An 18,265-nucleotide genomic window follows, 5' to 3' on the forward strand; every position below is an offset into this window, starting at 1 on the left:
TATCATTATCGGCGTAAAACCCCTATGGGTTTTACAAGTCAGCCAAAGTTGAAATGCTTTGGCTGGTTTAGTTTTTTCTTAATAAAATGCTTTACTCAGAAGATAACATAAATAGATTAAATGGTGCTTTCCTGACTTTTGCTGGATTTCGTCTCATTCATCCAACGATAAACGATTGGTAAAATGAGCAAGGTCAGTAAAGTTGATGAAATAATCCCACCAATCACCACAGTTGCTAAAGGACGTTGCACCTCTGCACCAGTACCAGTCGCAATTGCCATTGGAATAAAGCCAAGCGAAGCAACAAAAGCCGTCATTAATACAGGACGTAATCTTAAGATTGCTCCCTGCCATGTGGCTTTATGCACATCAAACTGCTCACGAAGTTCTTTAATAAAACTCAGCATCACAAGACCATTCAATACAGCGACACCTGACAGTGCGATGAATCCCACACCTGCCGACATTGACAGTGGAATATCTCGAAGCCAAAGTGCAACCAAACCACCAGACAATGCGAATGGCACGCCGCTAAAGACCAATAAACTTTCTTTAAAGTTATGGAACACAGCCATCAATAAAACAAAGATGGTAATTAACGCGAGTGGAATCACGATCTGCATACGTGCTGCAGCAGAAGCCAAATTCTCAAACTGCCCACCATATTCCAACCAATATCCCGCAGGCAAAGGTTGTTGTTTAAGGGTTGCTTGTAACTCTTGGACAAATGAACCCAAATCACGCCCTTCCACATTGGCAGTCACAATGACACGACGTTTACCATTTTCACGTCCGACCTGATTCATACCTGAAATGGTTTCCACCTTGGCAATATCTTGCAACTGGATCAAACCACCATTAGGCAATTGGATAGGTAGTTGAGCTAGGCTTTGTGCTGTACGTTGACTATCAGGTAAACGGATTTCAAAATCAAAACGGCGGTCACCTTGTAAAATCTGACCGACATTCTGACCACCGACACTCGCTGCAACAACATCTTGAATCGATTTCACAGATAAGCCATATTGCGCTGCAAGTGCATGATTGATATCTACATTTAACACAGGTAAACCACTAGTTTGTTCAACTTTGACCGCTGTTGCACCTGAGATCTTTTGTACTTTCTGAGCAATTGCTTGTGCTTGTGTATTGAGTACCTCCATATCATCGCCAAAAACTTTGATACCGACATCACTACGTACACCCGAAATCAACTCATTAAAACGAAGCTCAATCGGTTGTGAAAACTCACTGTTATTACCTGGGATATTTTCCAGAAATGCCTGCATCCGCGTCCGTAACTCATCAATAGTTTCCTTTGGATTTTCCCACTGATCTCGTGGTTTTAATAAAATCACCGCATCGGAAATATTGGGTGGCATTACGTCCGTTGCAACTTCAGCCGTACCTGTTCGAGCAAAAACAGCTTTAACTTCAGAGAAATTCTTTAAGATTAGTTTTTCAGTATTTTCCTGCATTCTTAAAGATTGTTCCAAACCTGTGCTTGGAGAGCGCATTTGCTGTAAAGCAAAATCCCCTTCACTCAATTGTGGTGCAAACTCACTACCAATTTGCGTAGTCAACACACCAGTCAAAACTAAAATACTCACCGCTAAAGTCACAACCACCATCTTAAATTGATATGCCCAATCTAAGATTTGTTGATATTTTCTTTTCAGCGCTTGCATCCAACGAGATTCTTTTTCTTTCACCTCACCTGTAATAAATAAAGCCACAGCCGCTGGAACAAAAGTCACCGATAAGATCATGGCGCCAAGCAATGCCATCACCACGGTCATCGCCATTGGATGGAACATTTTTGCTTCTACACCTGTTAGTGCAAAAATCGGCAAGTAAACAACAATAATAATCGCCTGTCCAAACAGTAACGGCTTACGTGCTTGTTTTGCTGCAAGGAATACTTCTTTAAAGCGCTCGCGACGTGTTAATAATCGACCTGCATGATGTTGTGCTTCTGCGAGCCGTCGAATACAGTTTTCGACAATCACCACTGCACCATCGACAATAATCCCGAAGTCCAATGCACCTAGACTCATCAAATTGGCACTAATATTTTGCTCAGCCATTCCTGTTAAGGTAAACAACATCGAAAGCGGAATGACACAGGCCGTAATTAAAGCCGCACGGAAATTACCTAAGAACACAAAGAGAATCACGATGACGAGGATCGCACCCTCAACTAAGTTCTTTTGAACAGTTTTAATGGCTTTATTGACTAAACTAGTACGATCATAAACCGTTTCAATTTCAACCCCTTTCGGCAAAGTCGACTGAATTTCTTGGATTTTTGCATCTACCGCTTGGGCAACAGTACGACTGTTTTCGCCCATCATCATCATGGCGATACCTAATACCGTTTCTTCGCCATTATAGGTTGCAGCACCCGTACGTAAATCATGCCCAATCGCAACCGTTGCAATATCGGCTACACGTATGGGTAAACCATTTTTGACACTTACGGTAATATTTTGGATATCTTCAACAGTGCTCAACATGCCTGGAACACGGACAGTAAGCTGCTGACCATTTTCCTCAATAAATCCCGCACCACGGTTTTCATTATTTTCCTGTAGAGCTGTTTGAAACTCTGTCAGTGAAATTTGAAGCTGCTGCAAACGTTTTAAATCAGGAGAAACGATATAGGTTTTGTTATAACCGCCAATACTATTGATTTCAGCAACACCTTTCACTCGCTGCAATTGCGGACGCACAATCCAGTCTTGGATCTCGCGCAAATCCATAGCAGTATATGGCGTACCATCTTCTTTTTTGGCATCAGGTTTAGCTTTAATCACCCACTGGTAAATTTCGCCCAAGCCCGTAGAAACAGGTGACATGAGTGGATCAACTGCATCTGGCAACTGCCCATCGGCTTCTTGCAAACGTTGATTAATTAACTGTCTCGCCCAGTAAATATCAGTGCCATCTTTGAAAATAATAGTGACTTGCGATAAACCATAACGTGATATTGAACGAGTTTGCTCTAAGTTTGGAATCCCTGCCATGGCGGTTTCAATCGGATAAGTAATCCGCTGTTCGACTTCCAGAGCTGTATAACCATTGGCTTGGGTATTAATTTGCACTTGGGTATTGGTAATATCTGGCACTGCATCAATCGGCAGTTTTTGATAACTCCATATCCCAACCGCAATCCACGTCATCACAAACAACATGACCCAAATCGCATTACGGATCGCAAATTGAATAATGCGATCAAATAAGCCCTCTGGCTTCGGCAATTGAGAGGAATTAGTGTCCATGCGCAGCCTCTCCTTTCTCAAGCTCTGATTTCAGCAAGAAGCTTCCTTCAGCCACATAAGATTGACCTGCTGTTAAACCTTGGGTAATTTCAACCCATTGTCCATCTTGGGTACGCTGTCCAACTTGCACAGGTACTGCAACAAAATCAAAGCCTTTGTTTTGATTTGCTTTTGCAACAAAAACGGTATCTTTACCTTCAACCTGTTGAATCGCCTGTGCACTGACGCGGATAGCCGACTGTTTTGAGCCTACTTGTAGCTCTACATTCACCATCAAATTTGGACGTAATTCGGCTGCATTTGACAATACTTTAGCACGTACTTGTAAACGCCCTGTTTGTGCATCGGCTTCAGTCGTAAGACTTTGCACTTGTGCGTTAAATTTATTGCCCGTTTGCAAAGATTTGAAGCGAATTTGTTGATTTGGCTGAACATTAACGTTCGCCACCGTTGGCATAACAAATTCCAACCAAAGTTGATCGAGTTGATCAATAGTGAACAACTGATCTGCAAGTTGGACATTTTCCCCAATCACAATATCTTTATTACTGATCACACCATTAATCGGTGCTGTTAGAGTGTAACGACCACTAGAATTCGAACCTGCACCAAAAGCTGTTAAACGTGAGCGAGCGGCTTGCACCTGAATTTGCGCTTGGCGATAAGCATTATAAGCACGCTGATAATCTTGTTTTGCAGAAATTCCCTGCGACCACAAACTGCGTTCACGTTCATAATCTTGTTTTGCCAAATCCAAATTTGTCTGCGCAATTTGTAAATTGGCTTGTTGATCGACTAAATCGGGTACCAACAAATTTGCTAGAGCTTGACCACGTTTGACTTGCTGGCCCAATTCAACATACACAGACTCCACTCGCCCTGCAAAACTCGGCGAAACGTGTGCTTGTCTATCCGTATTGACCATTATCTTTGCTGGAAAGGTCTGAACTTGATTGACTGCACCCAAAGCAACTTGAGCAAGTTTGACGTTTTGCTGTTGCATTTGCTCATTGGTCAGAGTGAGTTTTTCCTCGTCTTCCGCCTGCTCTTTTTCACCTTCAGCACCTTCTTTTTCATTTTCTTGATGGGCATGCTCTTGCTCTGCATTCTCTGTGGTTTCAGCTTTTGAACCCCATAACACAGCTCCAGCAAGTATTCCTGTGACAACAATAATGATGCTAATCCAAACCCATTGAGAACGTGTCTTTAATGTGTTGCCCATGTTTATTCTCCTAATTGGTTTGGAAATGAATTACTTTGTTGCCAAACACGTTGATTCAATTGCATCAGTGCATCTTTGGTTGTGATTTGCTCGACAGGAAGACCCATACGCGCACTTTGAACTTCTACACTCAACTGCCATGCTTGTTTAAGGAGTTGTACTTTACGCAAGCGAACATCTTGTAATTGGGTGGTCGCTTGCTGCACGTCAGTCACAGCAAATTTACCAAGACGAAAACCTTCTAAGGTTTTTTGCTGAACTTGGGTTGCCAAGGGCACCTGCTGATCATTCAGTTGTTTAAATTGCATGTGTAAGCCACGTAATTCTGCAAGACGAACATCGATATCCATCTGATTTTGTTGACGGTAGAAACGCTGTTGCTGTTGAATCAGTGTTTGTTTGGCCTCTGCAATCTGAATACCGTATTTTTGTGGATTAAAAATATTAAGAGGAATCTCAACGCCTAAACGAATTTGATTTTCAGTGTTTTGATCTGCTGATCGAGTCCGATTCACCCCTAAGGTCATAATCGGCTGAGGACGAGATTTTGCTTTGAGCTGCTCGATATTGGCTTGTTGACGTTGTGTTTCTAATTGCAAACTACGCTCAAACAAATTCTCAATGTTTTGTTCATCAGTCTTCACAGCTGTGGCTCTTGCCCAAAGCTCATTGACAGTTGGTGCAATCATAAATTGATTCGCATCACTGCCCCAGAAACTGGCTAACTGTTTCTGTGCGACTTGCAGCTGTAAATCAGCCTGCTGAAAAATACGCTGATTCTCTAAATGAGCCATACGCACACGTTCGACATCAACTTGAGCAATACTACCGGCCTGATAGCGTTTTAAAGTGGCATCTAAATTTTGCTGACTCACTTGCAACTGTTCTGCGATCAATGACTTTTCTAATTGGAATAACGCCACTTGCGACCATGCATATTGCACAATCAAATCTAGCTCTGCATTGTAACGTTGCTGTTCTAAATCAACTTGAGTTGCCGAAAGTTGAGCGACTTTCTGCGCTGCACGACGCTGACCAAAAAGATCCAAAGGTTGTGAAACACCAATTGCGAGCTCTTGATCTTTATTACTTTGAAAGCCTGTTTGTTCCACTGAAATACTTGGATTGGCCCATAAAGCACTTTGTTTGAGCTGTGCACTCGCCATCTGTTGTTGTGTTTGCCAACTCGACTGATTCGCTTGATAGCTACGAATCTGTTCAAGGATCTGATCAAAACTAGCATTTCTTTGCATAGCACGATTGGGTGACTGATTGGCATCCAACAATGACTCTGCTTGCACAGATTGATTAGAAATCACCATTGCCAGTGTTAGCAAAAGTACTGAACATTTTGATGAAAACGCATAAGCACTTGGTTTTAGTGCATACGACCTATGCGTATTACTACGCTGATTAAAACTGGAAGACATAATGAAGCCCCGCAAATAAAGGAAAATTGCGGTGGGCTATTTTTCGGCTACCCCACCTATAGCGGGGTAAAAAGCGGCGGTGGGTTTAATCTAGATAAATGCGGGGATTGGTAGGAATTCGACCAAATATAATTCTGCTTAAATTCTTTGACTCTAAGCAAAGGTTCATCAAGTTGCTGCTGTGCTTCAATCATCACAACATGAAAACAGGATGGCAAATGATCATGGTGATCCTGTAAATTCAAAGACATCGGTAAATCAGAGGCTTCCTGATCGGAAACCACTGAATAATGAGTCGATGCAATAGAACTTTCTGGAACATGATGACCAAAGTGCGTAACCACGCTGCTATTTGTCGTATTGATATTTTCATGTCCACAATACGCAGCCGCCACGTTCCAAAGACTTTGAAACATGAACAAACTGAGCAAGACGGTAATAAAAATACTAGAACGCTGCAAAGGTTACTCTTTAAGATAAAAATTGCACAGATGAACTATAGCAAGTAAGGTCAGTGTAATAAAATTACATTTCGGTCAGTTTAAATAAAAACCAACATTGCTGACCTTTAATTACTAAATTCATGTTCAATCTTATTTTTGTTGAGCACTTAACTGCTCACCATGATTGACTTGCTTGGTTTTCGTTTCCTTTTGCGCTTGTAAATTCTTTTCCAAGAACAACAAGCCGCCATCAGCGTGCGCTGTGCCAGCAAAAAGACAGAAAACTAAGGCACATAACTTTAGATTAACTTTAGATAACATAATTCAGACCCTATTCAAAAAATTCATCAATTATTGGAAAAACGCCAATAACCAAATCAGATAAACAGCCTTAGTTTGAGTAAGCTCTGAAGCTTAGATAACTCTTACCAAGACAAAATAAAACTAAAAAACAGTTGCTTAAAACCACCTAAAAATAGATGGGATCACACCTAAAAGCCGAAGCTTTTCAAATAATTGAACCAGTGCTGCAATCCAAAAAAACCAGACTACCTGCACCAAGAAAATCCGAAAATGTTTAGGCGAAATCTGATAGCATTCAGGTTCTGTATACTTTTTAAAACTCGGAATAAACCGAGGAATGCGATCCATATACGCTAAATACTTCATCCCATATTTCTTGCTCAAAAATTTTTCTTCTTGGCTAATCACATAGTGGTAATAAATCAGAAAATAAACAGTGAATATCAATGGGAATAAAAATGTTTCAGTTAAAAACATGATCCCCACACCACCTAAATAACTAAATAGATATAATGGATTGCGACATAATGAATATGGACCCTCCATTACCAATTTATTATTTTTATACCCTGAAATATAAATGCTGCACCAAATCCTTCCCATTGCTCCAACACCTACAAATAACCACCCCATCAACCATAAAAAATACCCGATTAATGAAGCATGAAAATGCCATTTGCTTAAACTTAATGCAACTATTATTAGAAGGAAAAAACCGATAAATCTTGAACTTAGCGTTCTAATTTTAGATGAAAGTAAATAACTCATGAATAAATACCTCCAAAAATCAAATATTTTAATTTTTTGAAAAATATATTATTCACTTGATATTTGAATGCATTTAAAACAACAACCCTAATAGCATTATTCAATAAACCATTTGGTAAATACCTATCATATACAAAGTGATATTTACCATTGTAATAATCAACTAGAAACAACGAATAAACTAAATTCAATGAAGGTTTCTTTAATATAAAGAAAATCCCACCCATATATTTAGAGTATTTTTTACATAAATAATTAAGCATAATATAACCCTTTGAAATAGACCTATTTCTGGTGGGTTATTTTTCGGCTACCCCACCTATAGCAGGGTAAAGACAGGAGGTGGGTCTGAAATGAACAAATCAGGGGATTGATAGAAGTTCAGCCAAGTATATTTTTGTTTTAATTCATATATTTGAGATAAAATGTACTCAACATCATTTTGTTGATTGAACACGGCAAGCTGAAAACACGAAGGTAAATGATCATGATGATTGACTGTCAAAACTGGATCAGAATCTTGTTCAGTAATTGCGAAAGCATCTTGATTCTTTGAAGATTTGTCAATGTCGTGATGACCAAAATGAGTCGTTATAGTAAGTGGTTCTATCATCTGTTCATGAGCACAATACGCAGCCGCCACGTTCCAAATACTTTGGAATGGCTTTGTTGCATAAATAAATTTCATCCCCATACATGTTAGATGAATACAGAATCAAAAAGCCGATACAAAACAACGAACTGGTCTGAGTACAATCAGGCTTTACGTCAACGGGGTGCTTTCACCATTTGGTTTGATCCCCAAATGCAATGGTCTGCAACACCTACTGGAAAAAAAGGACGGCAACCTACCTACACTGATATAGCAATTCAATTTGCCCTGACGATACGAAACCTGTTCCAACTGGCTTTACGCCAAACACAAGGTTTCATTCAAAGCCTTTTGCAAATGGCTCACCTCGACTGGAATGTTCCAGACTTCTCAACATTGAGTCGGCGAGCAGATAAGCTCCAGCCACTTCTACATAAATCAGCAAAAAATCCACAGGAAGACTTGCATATTTTAGTTGATAGCACAGGGATCAAAGTTACAGGTGATGGGGAATGGGTGCGTAAAAAACATGGCGTAAACCAACATCGACAATGGCTGAAATTACATCTTGCGACAGATGCAAACAGTGGAGAAATACAAGCGGTTGAAGTCACGACCTGCCAATATGGTGATGCTGAAATGCTCCAACCTCTTTTAGATCAAATTGATGAACCCATTGCATCTGTCACGGCTGATGGTGCTTATGACACAGTGAATTGTTATGATGCGATTTTGAAACGGCAAGCAAATGTAATTATCCCTCCTCGTTCCAATGCTGCTTTATGGGCGGAAAATGAAATTGGTAAAGCAAGGAATCATGCAGTACAAGGCTGTTGGGACAAGGGTCAAAAGCAGTGGAAACGAGATATTGGTTATCATCGACGATCCCGAATAGAGGCTAAAATGTTTGCCTTGAAACGACTTGGACAAGGTGTATCTAGTCGATGCTTTAATCGTCAGGTGGTTGACTTGCAAATAAGAGTCGATATTTTGAATAAATTTACTCAACTTGGTACAGCTAAAACGGTGGCTGTTGCATAAATATCTGAAGATTAGAACAACTCTACCTTTCGTCTATTTGTGCAACAAAGCCCTTTGGAATATGAATAAGCTAAGTAAGACGGTCATAAATATACTAGAATGGCGCACTTTTATATCAAATGTTCAAATAATATGTAGACTATATCAAGTAAGCTTGATGTAATAAAATTACATTGTAATAAAAAACCATTCGTCAAAATTTTAATTAATTTAGAATCAAACTGATGAAATAAATAAAATTACAACATTTTAGTAAAAAAGCTTTATAGTATAAAAAAGACACAAAAGTGGGAGGCCAATATGAATATCAAACAACTCAAACAATCGGCTCACTCTTTTATAGTAAACCTTATAGATCACCAAGATCTTCCTGATGCAAAGTCTGAGATAAGTAAAGCACATTACTTTGAGAGATTAGCAACACATGAACATCAAACGTTACAATCTCTAAAACAGTCCTCCAACGACCGAAATGCAGTTTGGTATTATTTGCGAGCAGCATTAAGAGGCGATGCAGAAGCAGCTTTTAAATTAGGTGAAAGTTATTTACATGGTGACTTGGGGTTAGACAAAGATTATAGGAAAGCGCAATATTGGCTGGATAGGGCTGTTTCATTAGGTCATCCTAAAGCGAGAGCCTATTTATATAATGCTTTTAGTGAAATAGCATTTTCATAAGTTGTAAAAAACCAGCCCTGAGGCTGGTTTTTTTATTAGCAGAAATTAACCGCTAATTTTTTTGTATTTGGTACGTTTTTGAGCCGCATCTTCACCTAAACGTGACTGACGATATGCTTCGTATTCTGCATAGTTACCAGTATAGAATTCTGGTTGTTCGTTTTCGAACGATAAGATATGCGTTGCAATACGGTCAAGGAACCAACGGTCATGCGATACTACCATTACCGTACCAGGGAATACCAAAATAGCATCCTCTAGTGCACGTAAAGTTTCGATATCCAAATCGTTTGATGGCTCATCCAGTAGGATTACGTTAGCGCCCATTTGAAGGATCTTGGCAAGTTGTAAACGGTTACGTTCACCACCAGATAATTCACCTACGCGTTTTTGCTGATCTTGACCTTTAAAGTTAAAGCGACCGATATATGCACGTGATGCAATTTCGTAATCACCAATTTTTAAGATATCTAAACCACCAGAAACTTCTTCCCAAACAGTTTTATTGTTGTCTAGGGTGTCACGGATCTGACCAACATAAGCGACTTTAACCGAATCACCTAATGTCACAGTACCCGTATCAGGTTGCTGCTCACCAGTCATCATACGGAATAACGTCGTCTTACCTGCACCGTTTGGACCAACGATACCGACAATCGCTGTAGGCGGTACAGTAAAGCTTAAGTTCTCGTACAATACGCGACCATCAAACGATTTACTGATACCTTCAACTTCTACAACCTTATTACCTAGACGTGGACCAGGTGGAATGTAGATTTCAGACGTTTCATTACGCTGTTGGAATTCTTTAGAGTTAAGCTCTTCAAAACGTTCCATACGCGCTTTGTTTTTCTTTTGCTGACCTTTCGCATTTGAACGAACCCATTCAAGTTCTTTTTTCAATGCTTTAGCAAAAGATTCTTCTTGTTTCTGTTCTTGCTCTAAACGCGCATTCTTTTGCTCTAACCAAGAAGAATAGTTACCTTGATAAGGAATACCATGTCCACGGTCAAGTTCAAGAATCCACTCAGCCACGTTATCTAAGAAATAACGGTCATGCGTAATCGCAACGATAGTACCAGGGAAATCTTTTAAGAAACGCTCTAACCAAGTAACTGATTCAGCATCCAAATGGTTCGTTGGTTCGTCTAGAAGCAGCATGTCTGGCTTAGAAAGCAATAAACGACACAATGCTACACGACGGCGCTCACCACCTGAGAGTTTAGTAACATCAGCATCCCAAGCAGGAAGATTTAATGCGTCAGCAGCAATCTCAAGTTGATTATTGAGATTATGTGCATCCCAAGCATGAATAATTGATTCTAACTTTTCTTGCTCTTTTGCAAGTGCATCAAAATCAGCATCAGGATCAGCGTATTCAGCAAAAACTTGATCAAGACGTTCTAGAGCATCAAGTGCCTCACGTACGCCATCTTCAACGTTTCCGCGAACATCTTTAGTAGGATCAAGTGGCGGTTCTTGTTCTAAGTAACCGATTTTGATTCCAGGTTGTGCACGAGCTTCACCAGAGAAATCTTTATCTACGCCCGCCATAATACGGAGCAAGGTAGACTTACCTGCACCGTTTAAACCAAGCACACCAATTTTTGCACCTGGGAAAAATGATAAAGAGATGTCTTTTAAGATTTCGCGCTTAGGCGGAACCATCTTCGACACTCGGTTCATCGTATAAATATATTGGGCCACGCAGGACTCCTCAATTGAAAAACCAATACATCGCAAAAAGCGAAAAATAATCGCACGTATTATACGCTGAAAACCCAATCAACATGAAGTTAAGTTAGATTTTGTTTGTGCCAATTAAAAGCATTTTCTTTTTCAAGACATTACGCAATTTCATTAAACAAATACACCAATTCTTATGCAGCCACATCTTGCTATAGATATGAATAAAAACGCTATAAATCGCATAATTTATGCACCATTTTGGATAAGTTTTAGGCTACACTCGCTGATTATTTAACTCACGAAGATGATGTAACCATGACATACAAAGATGAAACTTTAGCCATTCATGCGGGATATTCACCAGAAGCAACCACCAAAGCAGTGGCTGTTCCAATTTATCAAACAACATCTTATGCCTTTGATAACACTCAACATGGTGCCGATTTATTTGATTTAAAAGTTCAAGGCAATATTTATACTCGAATCATGAATCCCACCACAGCAGTACTTGAGCAACGTATCGCTGCACTGGAAGGCGGGATTGGCGCTTTGGCACTAGCATCAGGAATGGCTGCAATTACCTATTCGATTCAAACGATTGCTGAAGCTGGAGATAATATTGCATCCGTATCTACTTTATACGGTGGTACTTACAACTTATTTGCTCATACTCTGCCTAAGCAAGGCATCGAAGTTCGTTTTTTTGATTATCAAAACCCAGAAGCACTACGTTCAATCATTGACGACAAAACTAAGTTAGTTTTCGTTGAGTCGATTGGTAATCCACTTGGTAATATTATTGACCTCGAAGCAATTGCCAAAATCGCCCATGAATATGGTGTACCCGTCATTGTCGATAATACAGTGGCAACACCTGCTCTACTCAAACCATTTGAGTTTGGTGCCGATATCGTAATTCATTCACTCACTAAGTATATTGGTGGTCATGGCAACAGCATTGGCGGCATTATTGTGGATAGCGGGAAATTCCCATGGGGTAAATATCCTGAACGTTTTAAAACTTTAAATACTCCTGATCCAAGCTACCACGGCGTGAACTATGTTGAAGTATTAGGTGAAGCCGCCTATATCGCACGTGCGCGTGTCGTTCCATTACGTAATACTGGTGCTGCGATTAGCCCACTCAGTGTATTTTTGATTTTACAAGGATTAGAAACCCTAAACCTACGGATGGAACGTCACACCGAAAATGCCCTGAAAGTTGCCGAATATCTGAAACAACATCCAAAAGTAAAATGGGTGAACTATGCAGGTCTTAGTGACCACCCACAGCATAAATTGGCACAAAAATACGTGAAAGGTAAACCTTCAGCGATCCTTTCCTTTGGAGTTCAAGATGGTCGTGAAGGAGGAACTCGTTTTATTGATGCATTACAGTTGTTTACTCGTCTCGTAAACATTGGTGATGCAAAGAGTTTGGCATGCCATCCTGCAACTACAACTCATCGCCAATTGAATGCAGAAGAACTTCAATCTGCAGGCGTGAGTGAAGATCTCGTTCGTTTGTCTGTTGGTATTGAGCATATTGATGACCTGATTGCCGACCTTGAACAGGCGCTTGCTCAGGTTTAAATTCAATGAAATCAATGAGCCCTTAACATAGGGCTTTTTTTCTATGCAAAATTCGGAAAATATAATATCATTTTTAAAATATCGGTTTATTTTTTTAGAGTTTTTACTCTAAAAAAAATTATTATGTTTCATACATTTAAACTGGACAAACCTAAAATATCGGTTAATATTACACCAAAATAAAGTGCAGTGTTTAATCGCAATAAGAAAGCATTGCAAACAACAGCTTGATTAATGTAGGTAACGTACATGAACGCAAAACTCAAAAAACTTTTTAATCAAAAAGTCGACGGTAAAACAATCATTGTCACTGGTGCTTCAAGTGGTATTGGTTTAACGGTTTCAAAACACCTCGCTCAAGCTGGTGCGCATGTCTTATTGCTCGCTCGTACCAAAGAAACTTTGGATGAAGTAAAAGCAGAGATCGAAGCAAACGGAGGAAAAGCATCGGTATTTCCGTGTGATTTAAATGACATGGAATCAATTGATGCGGTTTCGAAAGAAATCCTTGCCTCAGTTGATCATATTGATATTCTGATCAACAATGCAGGCCGCTCAATTCGTCGTGCTGTGCATGAATCAATTGATCGTTTCCATGATTTTGAACGTACTATGCAACTGAATTATTTTGGCGCAGTTCGTTTAGTACTCAATGTATTACCGCACATGATGCAACGTAAAGATGGTCAAATCATCAATATCAGCTCAATCGGTGTACTTGCCAATGCAACTCGCTTCTCAGCTTATGTTGCTTCTAAAGCTGCATTAGATGCTTTCAGCCGTTGTTTATCTGCTGAAGTGCATTCTCATAAAATTGCAATTACTTCGATTTATATGCCTTTAGTCCGTACGCCAATGATTGCACCGACTAAGATCTATAAATATGTACCGACTCTTTCACCTGAAGAAGCAGCTGACCTAATTGCTTATGCTATCGTGAAACGTCCGAAAAAGATCGCAACCAACTTAGGTCGTCTCGCATCAATTACTTATGCGATTGCACCAGATGTAAATAATATTTTGATGTCTATCGGCTTTAACTTATTCCCAAGCTCTACAGCATCTATCGGTGAGCAAGAGAAATTAAATCTAATCCAACGTGCCTATGCGCGTTTGTTCCCAGGTGAACACTGGTAATCTGCGATAATTTGAAAAAGCCTCCTCTACGGAGGCTTTTTTATGTACAAAAATACAATGTGTATAAATCCAGACTTATCCACAGGGTGTTGATTATCTAAGCAGATTTCGGCTGTTGTCCGACCCAACGACTGGTTTTTTCTAAAGCCAATTTCAGATCAGTTTCATGTATATTCCACTTTTGAATCAGTTGAGACAATGAAGTCGTATTCAGTGGCTCAGTTCGAATAAAATCTAACATTTCCTTAGACATCTCTAACTGCTGAGCCAGCCATTTCCATTTTAGTATCACTCTTAAGACAGCTAAAGGCACATAGCGTGTAGGTGCTTGCTGATTAACTTGTGTAGCGATGATATTAAACATCTCAGCTAAAACAAAACGTTGTTGATGAGCTACCAACAGTTCACGTTGGGCTAAACTGTTCTCGGTTGCAGCAAGTGCCATGACTTTCACCAAGTAATCTACTGTCACCAGTGGCAAATAATGTTGAGGTGTAGCAGGTATTGCACCCATTTTTTTCCGCTTTAATAAATCCACCATTTGGGCAATCGGTTGATTGTCAGGAATTTCTCCCGTAAGCGCATCGCCCACAACAGTTGCTGGATGAATGATTGTCCAATCAATCTTTAATTCTTCTGCCAATCTCATCCACGCATAATGAGCTTCGATCTTGGATGCCTCATACGCACCCAATTGTTGATAAACCCTATTCCAATCAGTGGTTTCAGGTTGATCGAGACAAATTCCCGCTTGTTGTAAATGCGAGTGAATAGTCAACATGTACCCTGAAACGTGGATGGCACGATCTAATTTGCAGTATTTATTCAGGCTTGAAAGTAAATTCAGTGCCCCTTCAACATTAACCTTGCGCGCATGTCGCATACTCAAATCCCAAGCAAACAATGCACTACTGTTGTACAAAGTATTCACTTGCTGTAATTGTTCCCAAGTGCTGCTCTCTATACCCAAATCAACTTGCGTCACATCACCTTGCACACACTGAAAACGCTCTAAACTTATATTTCGATTTCTCAGCCAATCTTCGAGCTGTCTTTGCTGCTGAGCTTTATTACGGAGTAATGCAAAAATTTGATGTCCTTGTTGTAGCAATTCAGCAATCAAAAATCGCCCAACAAATCCTGTAGCACCAGCAACAAATGCGACTTGTAAAGATTGCTCTACTTTTAAAGTTGTTTGTTTCATTTGAATGACTCTTTTTTGTCGTTGTAGGAATAGGCTAAAGGGTGGAGTACACTCAAAGGTCAAGGGTATTTTTATAAAAACTCAAAAATAAAAAGGTCTTATTATGTTGATTGGACAATTATCTAAACATAGCGAATTAAGTAAGGATACTATTCGTTTTTATGAGAAAATGGCGCTTATACAATCAGTTACTTGCGCTAATGGCTACAAAGACTATCCAGAGCAAACTTTGCAACAACTGTTATTAATTCGAACGGCAAAAAATTTGGGATTCTCACTCAATGAAATTAAACAAATTTTAGAAATGACCTCAGAACAAGAAATACCTGCGCATCAAATGCAAAATATCTTTCAAGAAAAACTCGCGGCGATAGATGAAAAAATCTTTCAACTCCAACAAATTCGAAACATGCTGAGCCAATTCACTCAAGGTGAACCGTGTCCTTTGCGAAGGGATTGTTCTATTCCACAATTAAAGTAATTGTTTTTTAAAAAAATACTATTTAATCGTCACTATATTCTTACTGCTAAAGCCTTCCAGAACTCTCAGGTCTTTCTCACCATCTAAAAATACAGTCATAAAAAGCATACAAAATAGTGTCATTTTCATGCTTTTTTAGCGGTATATAACAAACGGTAAAGATTCAGTAACAGAATCTTGCTTAGTGTAGAAAGGATCAGATATGAGTCAGACATATAGCAAGGAAGAAAGAACGAGCCGCATTAAAGGCATCGTTGGTGCAGCATCAGGGAATTTAGTGGAATGGTTTGATTTTTATATCTATGCCGTTTTTGCTGCTTATTTTACTCATGCATTAACCGCTCCAGATATGGAACCCACGACCAAAGCCATTTATGTGTGGGGGGGTGTTTGCAGCGAGTTTCTTTATGCGTCCAATTGGAAGCTGGTTGTTTGGACGAATTGCTGATCGGCATGGTCGTAAAAAATCGATGGTGATCTCGATTTGCCTGATGGCACTCAGCTCATTTCTTTTTGCTGCCCTACCAACCTATGATCAAGTCGGCATGCTCGCTCCATTTTTATTACTGATGGTTCGCTTATTACAGGGGTTATCTGTAGGTGGTGAATATGGTGCAGTTGCCACCTATATGAGTGAACTGGGTTTAAAAGGTCAGCGTGGTTTTTTTGCTTCTTTTCAATACGTCACCTTATCAGGAGGCCAACTACTCGCAAGCTTACTTGGGGTCATCTTACTGGGCTTCATGACCGAACAACAATTAAATGATGGGGGATGGCGTATTCCCTTCGTGATTGGCGGTGTCGCTGCATTGCTTTCATTGGCTGCACGTAGCCGTTTAGAAGAAACCTTATCAAATGAAGATGCTGAACGTGAAGAATCGGGAAGCTTAATTGCACTATTAAAGCAACATTGGAAAACTTTCTTATTGGTGGTGGGTTATACCTCAGCAGGTTCACTGACATTTTATGTAGTGACTGTATATTCAAAGACCTACCTAACCAATATTGGCATGGATGGTAAAACAGTGGGGTTTATCATGACCACTGCTTTATTTGTTTTTATGATCGCTCAACCCTTTTTTGGAATGTTGTCTGATCGAATTGGCCGTCGTGCCTCTATGCTCGCTTTTAGTCTATTGAGTGCTATTTTCATCTATCCCGTGATGGTGACAGGAATGCGTAGTTTTGCAGACTCGCCTGTGATTATTACCTTATTGCTCATTTTCTTGATGATGTTGTTGAGCTTCTACACTTCCATTAGCGGTTTGGTCAAAGCAGAAATGTTCCCGCCTCATGTACGCGCATTAGGTGTTGGTTTTTCCTATGCAGTGGGTAATGCACTATTTGGTGGTTCTGCGCCTTCTGTTGCACTGTTATTCAAAGATGCGGGCATTGAAAATACATTCTTCGTATATGTCATTATCATGTTGATCATTTGTTTCTTCTGTAGTTGGGCATTACCGAAAAAACCTGAATATTTAGAACATGACCACTGATAAAATTTAATCCATTAAATCAACCACTTTTGTTCTACTAAAAGTGGTTTTTTATTTTTATTGATCAAGATAAGGATTAAATTTAACTAAATATTTAAACCCACTTTGTACCACCATCGCAGTACGTGATTTCGGACGAGCTTGAGCTTCATGTTGGGTGAATTCAATCATATGTTGATTAAAATCTAAACGTGGATATTGTTGATTTAACTGTGTTCTGAATGTAGTAGAGAACTCAAAACCACGGCTGCCTATCACATCACAACTGGCTGCTTGTTGTAGTAAATGAGCTTCTACACCATCCTCAAGCGCCACGAATGGATTCATATGCATACTGATCGCATCAAATAATTGATCAGCACGTGGTGTTTGCCAACCACGTTGTATTGACCAATCTTTGGCTGCATAAGCGCCCTGTCCTGCAAAGCAGCGACAGTTTGCATGGTGTTGGTAATGCTGCTCAGTCATTCCCAAATCATGCAACAAACATGAAACTGCCAATAACTCCTCATCCATTTTTAGCTTTTGAAGCTTGGAAAATGCAACGGCGTAATACCAAGTCCTCAAACAATGATTTTGTAAGGCAATTGAGCTACAGGACTGCATCTTTTCAATTGCGTGTTTGATCTCGACACTATCAGGCAAATGCAAATCATCTATCTGTAATATTTTTGGAGCTTTGGTCATACTGCTTGCAAATGCATACATTTTTACACTTTGCTGAAGTACAGGCAGCAAACTATGACTTAACAATCTCATACGATCTGTTAAGGATAAATCACCTGAAGTTTGAACCATCCATACCTGTCGACCGATTTGCATTTGACCCACCAATAAAATTAGAGTAATTACTCTAATTTTTATAAGTATTCTGTTTATATGTCAACTCAGGATAATAAACGTTCCA

The 18,265-nt window shown here is 39.7% G+C and carries 15 protein-coding genes and 1 pseudogene; 6 read left to right on the forward strand and 10 right to left on the reverse strand.

The genetic code is table 11. The features are described 5' to 3' along the window. Positions 1-116 precede the first annotated feature (116 nt). From R2H34_RS15220 to R2H34_RS15250, 7 genes are all read right to left on the reverse strand, one after another. On the reverse strand, positions 117-3,281 hold the full coding sequence (locus R2H34_RS15220; protein WP_004964635.1) for an efflux RND transporter permease subunit: 3,165 nt from the start codon (positions 3,279-3,281) through the stop codon (positions 117-119). Then, positions 3,271-4,503 carry an efflux RND transporter periplasmic adaptor subunit gene (locus tag R2H34_RS15225; RefSeq protein WP_087540208.1) on the reverse strand — a complete coding sequence of 411 codons (1,233 nt, stop codon included), beginning with the start codon at positions 4,501-4,503 and terminating at the stop codon, positions 3,271-3,273. The genes R2H34_RS15220 and R2H34_RS15225 overlap by 11 nt, the downstream gene beginning before the upstream one ends. A gap of 2 nt (positions 4,504-4,505) precedes the next feature. Beyond that, complete coding sequence (locus R2H34_RS15230; protein WP_087540206.1) at positions 4,506-5,933, reverse strand: TolC family protein; 1,428 nt, start codon at positions 5,931-5,933, stop codon at positions 4,506-4,508. Between the two features lie 56 nt (positions 5,934-5,989). After that, positions 5,990-6,394, reverse strand: coding sequence for a cation efflux protein, CzcI-like (locus R2H34_RS15235; RefSeq protein WP_004683448.1), 405 nt, complete (start codon positions 6,392-6,394; stop codon positions 5,990-5,992). 132 nt (positions 6,395-6,526) lie between these two features. Continuing rightward, a complete protein-coding gene (locus R2H34_RS15240; protein WP_169040464.1) occupies positions 6,527-6,697 on the reverse strand; it encodes a hypothetical protein in 171 nt (56 codons plus the stop codon). 138 nt (positions 6,698-6,835) lie between these two features. Next, entirely contained in the window at positions 6,836-7,447 is a 612-nt protein-coding gene (locus R2H34_RS15245; RefSeq protein WP_004951496.1) for a methyltransferase family protein, read from the reverse strand. Between the two features lie 319 nt (positions 7,448-7,766). Beyond that, complete coding sequence (locus R2H34_RS15250) at positions 7,767-8,135, reverse strand: cation efflux protein, CzcI-like (RefSeq protein WP_318342341.1); 369 nt, start codon at positions 8,133-8,135, stop codon at positions 7,767-7,769. 15 nt (positions 8,136-8,150) lie between these two features. Here R2H34_RS15250 and R2H34_RS15255 point away from each other — a divergent pair, with 15 nt between their 5' ends. Both R2H34_RS15255 and R2H34_RS15260 read left to right on the forward strand, forming a co-directional pair. Beyond that, positions 8,151-9,080: an IS5-like element ISAba10 family transposase gene (locus R2H34_RS15255; RefSeq protein ID WP_004763228.1), complete on the forward strand. Its 930-nt coding sequence runs from the start codon at positions 8,151-8,153 to the stop codon at positions 9,078-9,080. Between the two features lie 300 nt (positions 9,081-9,380). Continuing rightward, on the forward strand, positions 9,381-9,758 hold the full coding sequence (locus tag R2H34_RS15260) for an SEL1-like repeat protein (protein ID WP_042891757.1): 378 nt from the start codon (positions 9,381-9,383) through the stop codon (positions 9,756-9,758). A 45-nt stretch (positions 9,759-9,803) separates the two neighbouring features. On the opposite strand, the gene ettA is transcribed toward R2H34_RS15260, so the two are convergent. Next, positions 9,804-11,465 carry an energy-dependent translational throttle protein EttA gene (gene ettA, locus R2H34_RS15265; RefSeq protein WP_004909725.1) on the reverse strand — a complete coding sequence of 554 codons (1,662 nt, stop codon included), beginning with the start codon at positions 11,463-11,465 and terminating at the stop codon, positions 9,804-9,806. A gap of 297 nt (positions 11,466-11,762) precedes the next feature. Between ettA and R2H34_RS15270 the strand changes: the two genes are divergently transcribed. Together R2H34_RS15270 and R2H34_RS15275 are read left to right on the forward strand one after the other, a co-directional pair. After that, positions 11,763-13,040, forward strand: coding sequence for an O-acetylhomoserine aminocarboxypropyltransferase/cysteine synthase family protein (locus R2H34_RS15270; RefSeq protein ID WP_075696017.1), 1,278 nt, complete (start codon positions 11,763-11,765; stop codon positions 13,038-13,040). Positions 13,041-13,289: 249 nt separating this feature from the next. Continuing rightward, positions 13,290-14,177: an SDR family NAD(P)-dependent oxidoreductase gene (locus R2H34_RS15275; protein ID WP_039047988.1), complete on the forward strand. Its 888-nt coding sequence runs from the start codon at positions 13,290-13,292 to the stop codon at positions 14,175-14,177. Between the two features lie 97 nt (positions 14,178-14,274). Here R2H34_RS15275 and R2H34_RS15280 read toward each other — a convergent pair whose 3' ends face one another. Further along, entirely contained in the window at positions 14,275-15,381 is a 1,107-nt protein-coding gene (locus R2H34_RS15280; protein WP_039047989.1) for an SDR family oxidoreductase, read from the reverse strand. 103 nt (positions 15,382-15,484) lie between these two features. Here R2H34_RS15280 and R2H34_RS15285 point away from each other — a divergent pair, with 103 nt between their 5' ends. After that, positions 15,485-15,862: a MerR family DNA-binding protein gene (locus R2H34_RS15285; protein WP_004909736.1), complete on the forward strand. Its 378-nt coding sequence runs from the start codon at positions 15,485-15,487 to the stop codon at positions 15,860-15,862. 202 nt (positions 15,863-16,064) lie between these two features. After that, a pseudogene (locus R2H34_RS15290) lies at positions 16,065-17,358 on the forward strand (MFS transporter). Positions 17,359-17,415: 57 nt separating this feature from the next. Here the strand turns inward: R2H34_RS15290 and R2H34_RS15295 are convergent. Next, the gene (locus R2H34_RS15295; RefSeq protein WP_318342342.1) at positions 17,416-18,180 is read right to left on the reverse strand and encodes an HD domain-containing protein; all 765 of its coding nucleotides are present in this window, start codon (positions 18,178-18,180) and stop codon (positions 17,416-17,418) included. Between the last annotated feature and the right edge of the window lie 85 nt (positions 18,181-18,265).

It is taken from the genome of Acinetobacter sp. 16, assembly GCF_033439925.1.
GTDB classification, from domain to species: domain Bacteria; phylum Pseudomonadota; class Gammaproteobacteria; order Pseudomonadales; family Moraxellaceae; genus Acinetobacter; species Acinetobacter junii.

Coding starts and splice junctions, on each gene's coding strand:
- R2H34_RS15255 (WP_004763228.1), top strand. CDS start 8,151: ATGAATACAGAATCAAAAAGCCGATACAAAACAACGAACTGGTCTGAG.
- R2H34_RS15260 (WP_042891757.1), top strand. CDS start 9,381: ATGAATATCAAACAACTCAAACAATCGGCTCACTCTTTTATAGTAAAC.
- R2H34_RS15230 (WP_087540206.1), bottom strand. CDS start 5,933: ATGTCTTCCAGTTTTAATCAGCGTAGTAATACGCATAGGTCGTATGCA.
- R2H34_RS15270 (WP_075696017.1), top strand. CDS start 11,763: ATGACATACAAAGATGAAACTTTAGCCATTCATGCGGGATATTCACCA.
- R2H34_RS15285 (WP_004909736.1), top strand. CDS start 15,485: ATGTTGATTGGACAATTATCTAAACATAGCGAATTAAGTAAGGATACT.
- R2H34_RS15295 (WP_318342342.1), bottom strand. CDS start 18,180: ATGCAAATCGGTCGACAGGTATGGATGGTTCAAACTTCAGGTGATTTA.
- R2H34_RS15275 (WP_039047988.1), top strand. CDS start 13,290: ATGAACGCAAAACTCAAAAAACTTTTTAATCAAAAAGTCGACGGTAAA.
- R2H34_RS15225 (WP_087540208.1), bottom strand. CDS start 4,503: ATGGGCAACACATTAAAGACACGTTCTCAATGGGTTTGGATTAGCATC.
- R2H34_RS15280 (WP_039047989.1), bottom strand. CDS start 15,381: ATGAAACAAACAACTTTAAAAGTAGAGCAATCTTTACAAGTCGCATTT.
- R2H34_RS15240 (WP_169040464.1), bottom strand. CDS start 6,697: ATGTTATCTAAAGTTAATCTAAAGTTATGTGCCTTAGTTTTCTGTCTT.
- R2H34_RS15250 (WP_318342341.1), bottom strand. CDS start 8,135: ATGAAATTTATTTATGCAACAAAGCCATTCCAAAGTATTTGGAACGTG.
- R2H34_RS15220 (WP_004964635.1), bottom strand. CDS start 3,281: ATGGACACTAATTCCTCTCAATTGCCGAAGCCAGAGGGCTTATTTGAT.
- R2H34_RS15245 (WP_004951496.1), bottom strand. CDS start 7,447: ATGAGTTATTTACTTTCATCTAAAATTAGAACGCTAAGTTCAAGATTT.